Here is a 14,174-nt window from a genome sequence, read left to right on the forward strand (position 1 = left end):
ATCCTACTCTTCTCTGACACGTGTAGCGCTAAAGAGATAAGTAGTGGCTGCCGTGCTGCTTGCGCTCATACTTAAAGACTTGGATTCGACAAAGCAGTCATCAAAGGAATAGGTGCGTTTGGCGCCATCATCACCATCCCGTTTTTTCAGATTGGCAATGAGTTGGAATTTAGTTTGTTTTTCGAGATGGACATCAAGAAGCGGGTCGGCAGAATGAATGATAATTTCACCCTGAACAGTGCGCAGACCGAAGTTGACATCGATCCGTTCACTGCTGCCGACGGCCCGAATATCATCGCGCTCCGTTACAACGCGAAAGGCCAATGATTGCAAACCCTCGATGATTTCTCCATCAACGAGAAGATTGCTTTTATTTGCTGAAAATACGGTTGGCATATCTCAATTACCTCCTTAATCAAACCTGTACAAGTACGGTGGCATAAATAAAATCAATAGCGCGGACGGGACGGACGGCCATATCCACTCTCACAATTCCCTTTGCAAAATCGGCCTGTGATGAATAAACATCCACTTTGAAAGCAGGGTCTAAACCGTCTGTCGACGGCACAATGGCATTTTCCTTTTCCATCTGCACAAGGAATTCAATCAGTTTTTGCTTCAAAGCGCCGCGGCCATCTTCTGTATTTAAGCGGCCGATAAATAGCTCGCCAATCATCTTGACGCCGCGAACGGCCCTGTCTGCCACACGGCGAACACTGATCTGGTCCCCGTCGGTTGTGAGTCCACGAAGGACAATGATGCCCCGGCCACGCTCTTTCACAACAGGAACGACATTTCCTTTGAGCAATGTGCGCTGATCTTCCAGCCCAAGCCCTGAGGAATAGGCCCCGAGACCTGAGACATTCTTAAAGGTGGGAGAGTAATAATAATTGAGGCCCCCGATCATTCCGGCCACGGCGCCGGCCACACCATAAGGCGCCAGCAGGACGAATCGGTCGGAAACCAGGTTGGAGGCCATTTCCACCATCTCTTTGGGCTTCATGTCACGCTTTACCTGGCCAAAACCGATGCGCCCCTTGCTGTCCTCGCTCATTACCTGGCAGTGGGCGATAATCTCGCTGTTGATCTTGATGGCCTTTTCTGCTTTTACTCCTGCGTCCTGTATGGAGGCAAGTACCATGTCCACATCCGGTTCGTTTACCAGCGCTTTCAGGGCATCACAGTAGTCCTTCTCTCCTGCATCTGCACCTCCTGAAAGCTTGTATACAACATCATCGGGTTGCAGATTTTCTTGAATTTGTACTTTGTCCTGAATATCTTCAATTGTTACGATGGCAGATGCGCCATAAGTTGTTACATTACCTGATTTGTCTGTAACATCTTTTAAAACTGTGCCGACATAACGTGGATTCGCCTCTTTTCCTATGGAAGGACTCATGCTCAGGTTTCGATGCATTTCAAACTCGCCTGAACCGGGTCTCTCCATCTCCAGATCAAAGACGTTCTTATCGTCAGCTGTTTTACGTGAAGTAATTTTCACCTTTAGATCATTGGCCCAGGGCCCTGCCGCTCTGGCCACCAGCTTAAAGGCTTTTTTCTTTTTATCTTTATCTGCGTAAATTTGGACAGCAGCCTTTGTTCCTTTATCTTTTCCAACTGGAATTACAACCAGTTCAAAAACGCCGTTTTGCAGCGCCTGTTTCGCTTCAGGCATGCTATAGGCGCTGCCCGGCCCGAATACTTCAACAAAACGGCTCCAACTTGAAGCCCGTTCGGTCTCATCGGGAACCTTCTCGGTTATGCCGATGAGGCCCAGCACCCCAGACGGCGCAAGCTGGGGTGGAACTACTTCCTTAACGACAGCAACCTGAACACCGGGTATTATCCTGGTCATCTTTTAACCTCCTTTTCATAAACTCTAAAATGTTACCTAGTTTTCATCCGGAAAGGGTGCTTTTTCGCAATCTCTGCGTCAATCTTCGGCTTTGCTTGTGCGATGTACAGTAGTACATCTCCGCGCAAACCCTTGATTTCCTTGACCTTGCAAAAAATCCCTCCTTTCCGAATTGAAAACATAGCTTTATTTATTATAGTTTCCGGATGAAAACTACCTGATTATTGAGCCGGTACAACCGTCACATTTTCCGGTCCCATAGTTAAGGTTTTTTTCGGGTGGGCTCTGCCACCCTTCGAATCTATTCGCAGTTTTCTATAGCATTCTCAAGGTTGCTGATCTGCTTTTGGTGACCTCTTCGGGCTTTTTCTATATCCTTCTTATTTGCCCTTATAAATTTATTGGTAAAATAGCGGCCATCGAAAAATTCCATCACGTCTTTTCTGGACTCAATACAAACGTTAAATTTTTGAATTTTATCCAGCTTTTCATTATCAAGGTCATCGTCATCGCATTTTTCTATCTCGTCACATATTTCTTTCATTTCTGTATGAGCTTTTACACATTCTTCTTTTACTCTTTGTATTTGCTTGCCTTTATCAAGGCTTTCACATGATATCTCGTTAGCTGATGACTCAACTGACGAAACAATCAAAATACTTGAAACGCACCAAAGCACTATTAACAAATAATTTATGACTTTATTTTTTGGTAAGTGAATCATTATTATCTCCTTTACTTTCTATATACTGCAGAGATTATGTTTAGGTGTGTAATACCCGCCATTTTTCATTGTACCCTCTGTTTTGGTGCTTCTTTTGCCTTGGAAAATTAATTATGGTGGGTACAAAAGGAGTCCTAAACTGACCGGCTTGATGCCAAAAAGAAATGTAAGTTCAAAAACCTTTAGTAGAAGCGTCACCTGAAATTATTACTTATATATTTCTATAATTTTGTCCAGGGTCGGCATCCAGCTGATCAGCTTGATTTTGAATTCCTAACAGGTTCTGTGTAACCGGATTAGGATTATGACCATTCGGTAGGTTTGCATTAATTCTGTTTAAAGAATCAGTTAATGCATCCCGAGTAAATTGTTGTGATAGTGGATGACTGTGAACCGCAAGATGTCTTTTGTAGTTTTGCGTATACCCTGTTGAACCGTATGTAATAGTAACTTTACACCATGGCATGATTGTTCTCCTTTCAAAATTAAGTAATTTTTCGTACGCCCTATAAAATTAGATTTTGGCAGGCCGGGTAGTGGCCGCACTTCGAATCTATATCAGGCATTATGATTTTTCTTCTTTAGCTAAGAGATCCAGTCCGGCTTCATCAAAATCCAGGCCCAGGGCCTCACTTATCTTACGCACCAGGTCAATGGCTTCATTGATGGTCACCTTCCCGTCGGCCGCAATCCCGTTCAACTCTTCCGCCAGCATGCCTACCATTCCCATAACTTTAAAAGTATTAATACTCATTAATTTTTCCTCTCTTTCTCGATTAAATAATTTTTTATTTGGATTTTATTGATCTCCTCCCTGGCTTCATCGGTGAGGATTCTCATTTGCATGACCAGTTCTTGGACTAGCCATGTCTCTTTTCATCAAAATCATTACCCCCTTTCCCGTAAAAATCGCTTCCCTCTGGACTATGGCAGGGGGAAGAAAATGGAAAACTGTATTCCAGGTTGACGCTCTTCCCTTCTGCCCCTGACAAGTGCAACCACTAAGGCAATAGCTGTGCCATATACTTGACAGATCTATTTTTTAAGCTTAATAGCTTGATATTGAAAGATATTTTTTAATGTGAATTTATATCTCCAGCCCTGGGGGTATTTTTTGAGGGGAAAAGTGGAAACGATTGTTTCCATTCGCTATTAAATTCGTCGGAAAGAAATGATTGAAGAGGATATAAAAAAAGAAAAGTACAAATAAATTAAAGGTTTACAAGGTGGTGCAGCGCGATTGATCTGTAAAAAAAACCGACAGAACAGCCTTTTTTGTGGATGACATCCTTTTTTTGTCTTCCAATGGAAACAGGCGTTACATCATTTTTGGATTGATCGCATGTTTTGTAATTAAACGTGTGAGATATTGACGGCTGATCTTTAACTCTTTTGCCGACCGGCTTATCATTCCATTCTCCTTCTCAAGAGTAATTTCAATTAATTCCTTTTCACAAGCATCTCTGGCGCCTTTTAGCCCCAAATTGGAGTTGTTCCATTCTGAAGCAGGAATATCAAGGTCATTGCGGGAAATCTCTTTCTTTTCAGCCATTATAAGGGCTCTTTTTACTTTATTTTCAAGTTCACGGATATTTCCCGGCCAGTCGTACTCCATTAATGCAGCCAGGGCATCATCCATAAAATAAGAACCCTTTTTCTTTAGTTGTTTTGAAAATCTTTTTAAAAATAACTCTGCTATGACCAGAACATCATTTCCTCTCTCCCTCAGGGGAGGCATCTCTAAATTCACCACGGCCAGCCTGAAATAGAGATCTTCCCTGAAGTCACCACTTTTTATCAATCCCTCAATGTCCCTGTTTGTTGCTGCTATAATTCTCGTATCAACATAAAATTTTTTATGACTGCCGATATGTTCTACCAGGTGGTCCTGTAAAAATCTAAGGAGCTTTACCTGGAGAGAGAGGCTGAGTTCTCCTATTTCATCCAGAAATAGCGTACCGCCATTTGAATACTCAATTTTTCCTTTCTTTCCTCTTACTGCCCCGGTAAATGCCCCCTTCTCAAAACCGAAAAGTTCAGCTTCCAAAAGCTGTTCCGGTATGGCGCCACAATTTATTGCTACGAGGGGGCCTTTTTTACGTGTGCTCAAAGTATGGATCGCACGGGCGGCGAGGTCCTTACCCGTGCCCGATTCCCCGAGGATCAGCACAGGGATATCAACGTGAGCAATTTTTTGAATCGCTGAATAGACCTTCTTCATGGCCCTGCTTCCCCCCGGCATTTTACCGAATTCTTTAATATTGCCTTTATTGATAAAAGAATTGTTTTCCTTTTCAAGGCGGGCAAGGTGAAATGCCCTTTTTACAGTCACCCTGAGTTCATCCACTTTGAAAGGCTTGGTGAAAAAATCAAAAGCTCCTAACTGAATTGCCTTGTAAGCATTTTGACTTTCCACGGCGTCGGCTACAAACAATATGTTAACGGTGGGGGAAATATCTGTGATTATCTTAAGGATTTTGAAGGCTTCAGAAAGGTCAGATGAATTTGGAGGAAGTTCCGGATCGAGGATTACAACGTCCGGCTGTTCGCTTCTGACTTTTTCAATAGCTTCTATTTCATTCTGAGCTTCCAGAATATCGTATTCGGAATTGAAGGCTTGACGCAGCTGTATAAGAAGAAACTGTTCCCTCTCTATTATGAGTAGCTTCTGTTTATCCATAGTTTATAGAAAGTAAAAAAGAATGATATCTGGAAGGGACGGTTGGATTAAGATTTCCAGGTTAAAAACGGCTGAAAAAAATGAGAATATTCCTGCTCTTTCACTAAATTTAATGCCTGGAAATCCGTCATACTGAGGACTGATTTGCTGTCCTTTTTCGACTTCGCTGCCATTTCTAAAAGATGAAAAAAATAAAGTCAGGCCCCCGTGCTCATACCCCGTCAACTCGCTGCGTAGTTGTTGATTTATTGTGATTTTTAGCCGGTTCCTTTTATTGATCAATCCCGGCTAAACCTGATTATAGAGAGATAAGAGGGAGAATTCTTTTGACATTAACGAAATATCTCACTACAAGAAATATAAGGTTGCTATTTAACCAACAAGGAAGTTGATTTAATTAGCGCTTTTATATCATATATAGATCGAAAATACGCGTCACATATTGCTTTTTTTACGACATATATTGCTCTTTTTGCGACGTGGGTTTAGATATAAGACAATAAGATAGTAGTGAGTCCAAACTTTACTATTTCTTCTCTATGACCAATGGGTTGCCAAAATAACTTTGCATACATATAATTGAAATGAGTTTGACTGCTGCTTTCTTTAGCCATTATTTTTTTGATACAAAGGGGAGTATGAAAGATGTTGTAAGAGCGCATATTTGGGTGTCTGGCCGTGTGCAGGGTGTTTTTTACAGGGCTAATACCCGGGAGATAGCCGCCGGACATGGCCTGACGGGGTGGGTGCGAAATTGCTTTGACGGCAAGGTGGAAGCCGTGCTGGAAGGGAACCGCTCAAGGGTGCGGCAGGTCATCGACTGGTGCAGAAAAGGCCCGCCCTCTGCTCACGTGACAGGCATTGAAACGGTCTGGGAAGAAGCGACAGGCGAATTTCATGATTTTATAATCAAGTACTGATTTCCTCTATTTTATCGTTACATCAATCCGCTTTTGAAGCACTTTTACAGGATTTTCTTTTCCGCCCACTTTATCAAGATGATTCAAGGTAATGTCGATTTTATAGTTACCCTTACCGGGCGCCGGAAGGGCCATATAGAGGAGTATTTCACCATCCGGTGAAATGGGACTCTCTCCTCCCTGCCCGATAATCCTCCGGGCAGAATAGGCGGTATTTCCCATCTCACCGATGAGATCGACTTTTACAAGCAATGCCGCCTCGATGGCCCCTGTGGGCAGGTTGTGGCCGGCGCCCCTGTTGGCGATCATCAGCGAGAGGGTAATATCTTCCACACTGACAATAACATTTTCAGAAAGTGTAAGGGCCTTTCGCAGTTTGTCGATCCTTAAGGCAGGATTGATCTTGTCGGGGGTAAGCGCGGCAAGGCCTTCTTTTGTGTGATAATATCCCTTTTTCTCAGGCAGAGATTGATCCTCGGAATAGGTATGGCAATCGATACATGCTGTTTTTTGAGAAGCAAACCTGCTCCACCGCCACTCTTCAAAAGTGTTTACATGGCAACGTCCGCATAGCTGAAAAGCCGTATCCTCAAAAGAGGCGCCTATCCTGGATATGGTTAGCTTCGTACGGGGCTCGGCAGCAACATGGCAGCGGGAACAATCGCCCTTGCCCAGCTTATGCCCGCGTTTCTTCGCTACATCAGAAGCCGACATGGGGCTTGCATGAACGGGGTCATAATCTTCCCGCTTTATCGCTTCATTATATGGCCTGTAGGCGATTTTCCAGTTTTTGTAAATAGTATAATGACAATGGCGGCAGGCGTCGTCAGGAGGGCTGTGCGCCTCCTGCCATTTGGCTATCCTTGTGCAGGAAAGAAAAATCAGTGTTAACGTGATAAACAGCAGCGTTGTTAAAGAGAGTTTTTTCACCATTATTTTCTTCCCTTCCCCTTGAGAGAGAGCAGCTTTTCATAAGCCTCCCGTTTTGAAATGGTAAATACTTCCGACATAATGGCTGCAGCCTCTTTAAGGTGCAGTTCCTTTTTCATAATCTTTTCCATAAAAGCGTTCATATCCTGAGGCTCTGCCTTTTCCCGGGGTTCTTCATTATAACCGGAAAGGACGAGCGCCATTTCACCTTTGGCGGTTTGTTTTTCGAATAATCTAATTATATCAGAAATCTTCCCCCTGACGACTTCTTCGTGTAATTTGGTGAGTTCCCTGGCAAGGGCTGCCTCCCTGTCACCGAGGCAGGCAAGAATGTCTTCCAGGGTTCTCTTGATTCTCCGGGGAGATTCGTATAAAACGATGGTTCTCTCTTCTCTCTCAAGCGCTTTTAGCCTTTTTTTTCTTTCACTCCCTTTTGGCGGCAAAAAACCTTCAAAAACAAAGCGGGCAGAGGGAATGCCTGATATAGTTATGGCTGAAACAAGGGCAGACGGTCCCGGTATGGTAACCACCTCATGCCCTTGGCGGACAGCTTTGTTAACGAGCTGAAAACCGGGGTCCGAGATGCCGGGGGTGCCTGCGTCGGAAATGAGCGCTACCTTTTTGCCTTCTCTCAACTCATCTAAAAGAAGCGCTGCTTTTTTATCTTCTTTGGCGGCAAAGTAGCTGACGAGCTTTGTTTTAATGCCGTAACGGGTAAATAATTTTCTCGAATGTCTCGTATCTTCAGCAGCAACAAGGTCTGCTTGAGCAAGAATATCGAGCGCCCGCAGGGTAATATCCTTTAAATTACCTATGGGCGTGGAAACAATATAAAGGGTCCCCTTAAACGCTTCATCAGCTTTGCTCATCAAGCCCCCTGTACCTGTTTACAATCGGCATACGCCTGTCCCGCCCGAAAGCCCGGGGCGTAATTTTTATGCCCGGCGCGGCCTGACGCCTTTTATACTCGTTATTATCGACGAGGCGGATCACTTTTTTCACGACAGCTTCATGAAAGCCGTCTGCAACGATTTCATCGCAGGACATGTGATTTTCCACATATCTTTGCAGAATGGCATCGAGTGTATCATAGTCAGGCAAACTGTCCCGGTCCAGCTGGCCGGGCCGGAGTTCCGCAGAAGGAGGCTTGGTGATACTGTTTTCAGGGATCAGTTCCCGGCCCGCCTTCTCATTAATGTATCGCGACAATCTGTAAACCAGTGTCTTGGGAACGTCTTTGAGTATGCTGAAGCCCCCGGCCATATCACCGTAAAGGGTGGCATATCCCACACTCACCTCGCTTTTGTTTCCTGTTGTAAGGACCATTTTCCCAAATTTGTTCGACAGGGACATGAGCAGGTTGCCCCTGATCCTGGCCTGGATATTTTCTTCCGTTACATCTTCGGAAAGACCCTCAAACACCCTTTCAAGTGATGATTTGAAAGTCTCAAAAAGCGGCCCAATGGCTATGGTGTGAAATTCGATGCCCAGGTTCCCGGCGAGGGCCTGGGCATCATCAATGCTTCCCTGTGAAGAATAGGGTGACGGCATGGCAACACCGGTAACCCTGTCAGCCCCTATGGCCTTAACGGCAATGGCTGCCGTGAGGGCCGAATCGATACCGCCGCTAAGCCCGATAATGACGCCTTTAAACCCGTTTTTTCTTACATAATCGCTTACACCCAAAACAAGGGCGCCATATATTTCATCCACTTCTTCCTTCCCGGAGGCAAGATAACCTTTTTCTGCAATGCGGTTATCCTCAATTTCTCCTTCAAGGGGAATAATTTCCTGCCTTGAAAACGATGTGGGCGTACTTTCCACAAGCACATCGGCAATAAGAAGCGTTTCCTCAAAATGTGGCGCCCTGGCAATAAGCTTTCCCTTTTCATCCATAATGAGACTGCCGCCGTCAAAAACAAGCTCATCCTGCCCCCCCACAAGGTTTGTATAAGCGATCATCACTCCGCTTTCCCGGACTCTTTCAGAGAGAATCCTTTCTCTCTCTTTTTGTTTTCCTGCATGAAAGGGAGAGGCATTAAGATTTAGAATAAGCTTTGCCCCTCCTTCCCTGGCCAGGCGCATGGCCGGCCCCGAAGAATGCCATATATCTTCGCAGATATTGACACCAAATCTTAGGCCGTCCAGTTCAAAAACGGGACATTTCTCCCCTCCGCGAAAGTAACGCTTTTCATCGAAAACCCCGTAATTAGGGAGGATTATCTTGTGATAGATTCCTTTAACGGCACAATTATTTATAAGAGCAGCCGCATTATAAAGATCTTCGCCCTTTCTGTCGGCAAAGCCCATAACGGCCGTTATGCCATGGCACTTTGAAGCTATCATTTCAAGGGCAGAGAGATTGTCCTTTATAAATCGCTTTTTAAAAAGCAAATCTTCCGGCGGATAACCGGTAATCGTCATTTCGGGGAAAACCACTATGTGGGCCCCTTTTTCCCGTGACCGGTCTATAAAGCGGATTATCTTTTCCGAGTTGCCGTCAATGTCTCCCACGGTACAATTAAGCTGGCCGAGGGCCAATCTTAGCGTTTTCATTTTAATCAACTATCCTTCCCTGGTTTTACTTCGAAAATAGACACAGATTAACCGTGATAAAGATATAATTTTCACAGATGTCATTTGAATAATCAATGCCATGTAATAAAAATGCGGTATAAGCAAAGACACCTCTTCCAAAGAGTAGAGTGGACTGTGAAAATCCTGTATGTCAGTGAATATCAGTGTCTAAAATATTATGAAAATTACAGCTTATATTTAACACTGCTCAATTTAAAAAACAAGGCAACTTTAATAATAGCTTTGTTCCTCGGCCATTTTCCGGATATTAGGCACGTCACGCAGGCGCCTGACAAGAAATTCTGCGCCAAGTCCGCTCAATAGTCCCGCCAGCATGGAAAATAAAAGAAAGAGAGGGAGAAGGAGAAAGATCTGGAAGTGTTTTATGAGAATCAGGTAAGCTACGACGACCTGGACAAAGGTGTGGGTATAAGCGCCGATAATACTTATGCCGATGACGCTGAAAAAGGGATGCAGATACCTGCATAAAAAGGCAAGCGCCAGCGTGCTTGCAACTCCGCCGGAGAGTGCAAGGAAAAAGGAGGGTGTCATTATTGTGCCCGTTAGCAGCGTACCGATAAAAATTCTTAGCAAAGTAACCGTCATACCCGCTTTTAAACCGAAAAGCATGATCGTTGCCAGAGTGATAATATTCGCCAAACCAAATTTGAGCCATGGAAAGGGGGTGGGGAGAGAAGATTCAAGCGTATGAATTACAATGGCAAGCGATGCCAGAAGCGAAAGATAGACACGATATCTCAGCTTCTCTATGATCATCGCACCTTAACCTTACCGGCAAGCCCTTTGGAAACAACTATATTGCGGTCTTTATCGATGAGCATCCCCTCAACACCTTGCAGGGATTCAATGAGTTTAAGGCCCTCCGTGGGGCCCAGAACAAAAATGGCTGTCGAAAGGGCATCTGCCGTGACGGCATCTTCTGCTTTAATGGTAACGCTCATTAATTCATCAGCCGGATAGCCTGTTTTCGGGCTGAGAATGTGATGATATCTCTTTCCTTTATGCGTAAAAAAACGCTCATAATCTCCCGAGGTAACAATAGCCGATTCATTCTCTTCAACATCGATATGAGCAATAACCTCTCCCTTTTTTCTGGGATGCTGAATTCCTATTCGCCATTGCTTGCCTTTCTTTTTACCCCTGATAACCATATCGCCGCCGGCATTGATAATAAAATCTTCAATCCCTTTGGCAAGCAGAATTTTTGCAGCTTTATCTATAATATATCCTTTTGCAATACCGCCGAGATCAAGGTGAACCTTGTTCGAGGTTTTTACTGTGGCAGAAGAGAGATCCAGCGTTACCGAAGAAGCGCCTGAGCCCTGAAGCGCACTTTTTATCTCATCTTCATGAGGCGGGGTTTTCCTGCCCTCTTCAAAATTCCAGAGTTCACTCAATTTTCCCACAGTAATATCAAAAGCGCCCCCGCTGATTTTTGAAAACCGGAGAGCGCTGTTCATTACTTCCAGAGTTTCCGGAGATACTTTAATTCCCTTGCCCGGCCGGGTATTGGCCTGCCGGATGTCACTCCCCTCCTGGTGCCTGCCAAGGAGATTTTCAAGCCTTTTAATCTCATCGAAGGCTGCCGAAACAGCCTCATTGTTTTTGCCGGCATCTCCTTCATTAAAAAGCGTAATTTCAACAACCGTATCCATGAGGACTCTTGTCCTTTTTATGACCTTTTCCTCTACACCGTTGTTTCTCGAAAGGAGAAGGATAACTAAAACAAGCGTTGCAACAGGCATGAATGACTTGACAAACTTATTATTCAACAGTAAAACCTCGCACTTTTTCTACTCTCCATGTGTTTAGTATATCGATAACCTTCTCTTCTGCGCCCGGGGCCATAAGGTGTACGCCATGACAATGGGGACGGAATGTTTCTATCTGCCCTGCTGCCATCTCAATTCCTCTTTCAAGTGGATTGGACGATTTTTCAAGCTTTTTAATCATCTCCTCCGGTACGGTCACACCGGGAATATTGGCATTTAAAAACCTTGCCATTCCCGCTGATTTTAAAAGAATGATTCCTGCAAGAATTTTAACGTTATGCTTTTCGGCAAGGGAAACCGTTTTTTTGAGACCGTCCTTATTAAAAATTGCCTGACTTTGAATAAAACGGGCGCCGGCCCTGATTTTCTTTTCAAAGCGCAGCAGTTGGGGCTCCAGCGGATTTGCCGACGGGGTAACAACGGCGCCGGGAAAAAGGTCCGTTGCCTCTGAAAGGGGATTGCCCATCATATCCGTTCCTGAATTGAGCTTTTCAGCTATTTGCAATAAATGTGTCGAATCGATATCAAAAACGGCCTTTCCCTGGGGATGATCACCCATGGTGATGTAGTCACCGGTGAGGGCCAGTATATTTTTGATGCCCAGCGCATGAGCGCCAAGCATATCGGACTGGAGGGCAAGGCGGTTTCTGTCTCTGCATGTAAGCTGGTAAACAACGTCCAATCCCTCCGAGGCAAGGAGGGCCGAAGCAGCGAGGGAACTCATACGCATAACGGCCCCCTGGTTATCGGTAACGTTGACGGCATTTACATGAGAGCGCAAAAGCTTTGCTTTCCCGACAAAGGCCGCAGCGTCCGTCCCCTTTGGCGGACCGACTTCAGCCGTTATGGCAAACTCTCCGGCAAGGAGGGCCTCTTTTAGCGATTTCATTATTCCTTTACCTGATTTGCAGTGAAGAGGGTTTTAGGTTGAATGAATAATCCTTGGGAGGTGTAATAGCCATAAATTCATCGAGCCTGCCCTCTTTTTTACTGCGATTGTAAATATCGACCCAAATGCAGGCAATGGTTTTATCTACTTCACAGCGGCCATTGTCGACACCGCCGCAAGGGCCGTTGAGGAGTCCTTTGGGACAGCGCGTGACGGGACAAAGACCAGCCGTATTGTTAAGCTCACATTTGCCGCACAAGGAGCACTTTTCAGTAAAGTCGCCGCTCCTGTTAATGTTGCCCAGGAAGCGGGTGTCCACACCTGTATAGACGGGTTTGTCCGGCAGGACCTGGGCAACGGATTGTACGGCAGCGCCACAGGCCAGAACCATAACGGCGTCAGCCCGGCTCACTTCATCCTTTCTTGTTCTCAATTCCTTTTTCGTTAGCGGAATGTGGCAGGGCTCGGTAACGACAACACTGCCTGTTGTTTCAATACGGGCGTCACCAAGTAAGGAGGCCATCGCTTTGAGGTCTTCTTCGCCCCCCGTTTTACACTGGGTGGAACATTCTCCGCAACCGAGCAGAAATATTTTTTTCTTACCCTTCAGAACCTTCTCAAGGTCCTGAAACTTTTTTTTGCTGGTTATTATCAAGAAGCAAGACCGGCTTTATTTTTGGCAGCTTCAAGGGTGTTGTATAAGAGCATTGTAATCGTCATGGGCCCCACGCCACCGGGAACGGGTGTAATAGCCGAAGCAACATTGGATGCCGCTTCATATTCCACGTCGCCCACAAGCTTTCCATCAGGCAGCCTGTTAACACCCACATCGATGACAACGGCGCCCTCCTTGATCCAGTCTCCCTTGACCATTTCAGGCACACCGACGGCGGCAATGACGATATCTGCCGATCTGACCTTGTCCTTCAGGTTTTTTGTTCTCGAATGGCAGATGGATACGGTTGCATTCTTTTGCAGGAGCATCATGGCAACGGGCTTGCCCACAATGTTACTTCTGCCGACAACGACGGCCTCTTTTCCCTCCAGTTCCGTTCCGGTACGCTCAAGCATTTTTATAACGCCATAGGGGGTGCAGGGCTGAAAGGAAGGTTTGCCGACAATGAGACGCCCTACATTATAAGGGTGAAAACCGTCAACGTCTTTTGCCGGTGAAATGGCCTCCAGGACTTTTGTCTCGTTAATGTGCTTCGGTAATGGAAGCTGCACGAGAATGCCGTGCACTTTATCATCATTATTTAACGCATTGATGAGTGAAAGAAGCACTTCTTCAGGTGTATCAGCAGAAAGCTTGTGTTCTGCCGAATAAAAACCGGCCTCTTTGCAGGCCTTCTCCTTCATGCCGACGTAAACTTTGGAGGCAGGGTCCTCTCCCACCAGCACAACAGCCAGACCGGGCGTTATATTCTTCTTCTTTATCAGTTCTCCCGCTTCTGCTGCGATTTCAGCTCTCATTTCAGCTGCAATCTCTTTTCCGTTAATTATTTGAGCCATTACTTTTCTATTCCTCTTCTTTTTAATTGATAATTATTATTTTTTTCTACATATAATTTTCTACATATAAAATAAGCCTCCTAGTATAAATGATGCCATTTACTATGTAAAGTTGTAGTTGAAATGAGTTGCTTTGATCTTCGATTTGAATTTAAAATCTAAATGTGATATGAAAGGTGTTATAAACCTGAAAATATCAGCAACCACTTCCATAGGGAAATATCCGGGAATTTAAAATAACAAGCAATAAAGTATAATTTACCTTTGTCAGTTAGAGGCGGCAGTGGCCGCCTC

Annotated in this window: 15 protein-coding genes; 1 reads left to right on the plus strand and 14 read right to left on the minus strand. The window is 45.0% G+C overall.

Annotated features, from left to right (window positions below):
• Nucleotides 1-3: 3 nt before the first annotated feature.
• The 6 genes from OEV42_04635 to prsR all read right to left on the minus strand — a co-directional run bounded on the left by OEV42_04635 (nucleotide 4) and on the right by prsR (nucleotide 5,259).
• Entirely contained in the window at nucleotides 4-396 is a 393-nt protein-coding gene (locus OEV42_04635; GenBank protein ID MDH3973548.1) for a hypothetical protein, read from the minus strand.
• Nucleotides 397-415: 19 nt separating this feature from the next.
• On the minus strand, nucleotides 416-1,855 hold the full coding sequence (locus tag OEV42_04640; GenBank protein MDH3973549.1) for a phage tail sheath subtilisin-like domain-containing protein: 1,440 nt from the start codon (nucleotides 1,853-1,855) through the stop codon (nucleotides 416-418).
• Between the two features lie 301 nt (nucleotides 1,856-2,156).
• Nucleotides 2,157-2,579: a hypothetical protein gene (locus OEV42_04645; GenBank protein ID MDH3973550.1), complete on the minus strand. Its 423-nt coding sequence runs from the start codon at nucleotides 2,577-2,579 to the stop codon at nucleotides 2,157-2,159.
• A 211-nt stretch (nucleotides 2,580-2,790) separates the two neighbouring features.
• Entirely contained in the window at nucleotides 2,791-3,045 is a 255-nt protein-coding gene (locus tag OEV42_04650; GenBank protein ID MDH3973551.1) for a hypothetical protein, read from the minus strand.
• Nucleotides 3,046-3,144: 99 nt separating this feature from the next.
• Nucleotides 3,145-3,333 (minus strand): hypothetical protein, encoded by a 189-nt coding sequence (locus tag OEV42_04655; GenBank protein MDH3973552.1) that lies wholly within the window; start codon nucleotides 3,331-3,333, stop codon nucleotides 3,145-3,147.
• Nucleotides 3,334-3,897: 564 nt separating this feature from the next.
• Nucleotides 3,898-5,259: a PEP-CTERM-box response regulator transcription factor gene (gene prsR, locus OEV42_04660; GenBank protein ID MDH3973553.1), complete on the minus strand. Its 1,362-nt coding sequence runs from the start codon at nucleotides 5,257-5,259 to the stop codon at nucleotides 3,898-3,900.
• Nucleotides 5,260-5,897: 638 nt separating this feature from the next.
• On the opposite strand from prsR, the gene OEV42_04665 reads away from it, so the two are divergent.
• Entirely contained in the window at nucleotides 5,898-6,179 is a 282-nt protein-coding gene (locus OEV42_04665; protein ID MDH3973554.1) for an acylphosphatase, read from the plus strand.
• A 6-nt stretch (nucleotides 6,180-6,185) separates the two neighbouring features.
• On the opposite strand, the gene OEV42_04670 is transcribed toward OEV42_04665, so the two are convergent.
• The 8 genes from OEV42_04670 to folD form a co-directional block, all read right to left on the minus strand.
• Nucleotides 6,186-7,112: a multiheme c-type cytochrome gene (locus tag OEV42_04670; GenBank protein MDH3973555.1), complete on the minus strand. Its 927-nt coding sequence runs from the start codon at nucleotides 7,110-7,112 to the stop codon at nucleotides 6,186-6,188.
• A complete protein-coding gene (gene rsmI, locus OEV42_04675; GenBank protein ID MDH3973556.1) occupies nucleotides 7,112-7,978 on the minus strand; it encodes a 16S rRNA (cytidine(1402)-2'-O)-methyltransferase in 867 nt (288 codons plus the stop codon). Before rsmI ends, OEV42_04670 begins: the two co-directional genes overlap by 1 nt.
• Nucleotides 7,965-9,665: an NAD+ synthase gene (locus OEV42_04680; protein MDH3973557.1), complete on the minus strand. Its 1,701-nt coding sequence runs from the start codon at nucleotides 9,663-9,665 to the stop codon at nucleotides 7,965-7,967. Before OEV42_04680 ends, rsmI begins: the two co-directional genes overlap by 14 nt.
• 252 nt (nucleotides 9,666-9,917) lie before the next feature.
• Nucleotides 9,918-10,463 carry a Gx transporter family protein gene (locus tag OEV42_04685; GenBank protein ID MDH3973558.1) on the minus strand — a complete coding sequence of 182 codons (546 nt, stop codon included), beginning with the start codon at nucleotides 10,461-10,463 and terminating at the stop codon, nucleotides 9,918-9,920.
• Nucleotides 10,460-11,479: an FAD:protein FMN transferase gene (locus OEV42_04690; GenBank protein ID MDH3973559.1), complete on the minus strand. Its 1,020-nt coding sequence runs from the start codon at nucleotides 11,477-11,479 to the stop codon at nucleotides 10,460-10,462. The genes OEV42_04685 and OEV42_04690 overlap by 4 nt, the downstream gene beginning before the upstream one ends.
• Nucleotides 11,472-12,368 carry a methylenetetrahydrofolate reductase gene (locus OEV42_04695; GenBank protein ID MDH3973560.1) on the minus strand — a complete coding sequence of 299 codons (897 nt, stop codon included), beginning with the start codon at nucleotides 12,366-12,368 and terminating at the stop codon, nucleotides 11,472-11,474. The genes OEV42_04690 and OEV42_04695 overlap by 8 nt, the downstream gene beginning before the upstream one ends.
• Nucleotides 12,369-12,375: 7 nt before the next feature.
• The gene (locus OEV42_04700; GenBank protein MDH3973561.1) at nucleotides 12,376-13,023 is read right to left on the minus strand and encodes a methylenetetrahydrofolate reductase C-terminal domain-containing protein; all 648 of its coding nucleotides are present in this window, start codon (nucleotides 13,021-13,023) and stop codon (nucleotides 12,376-12,378) included.
• On the minus strand, nucleotides 13,020-13,880 hold the full coding sequence (gene folD / locus OEV42_04705; protein MDH3973562.1) for a bifunctional methylenetetrahydrofolate dehydrogenase/methenyltetrahydrofolate cyclohydrolase FolD: 861 nt from the start codon (nucleotides 13,878-13,880) through the stop codon (nucleotides 13,020-13,022). Before folD ends, OEV42_04700 begins: the two co-directional genes overlap by 4 nt.
• Between the last annotated feature and the right edge of the window lie 294 nt (nucleotides 13,881-14,174).

The sequence above is a fragment of the Deltaproteobacteria bacterium genome (genome assembly GCA_029860075.1).
Taxonomy (GTDB): Bacteria; Desulfobacterota; JADFVX01; order JADFVX01; family JADFVX01; genus JAOUBX01.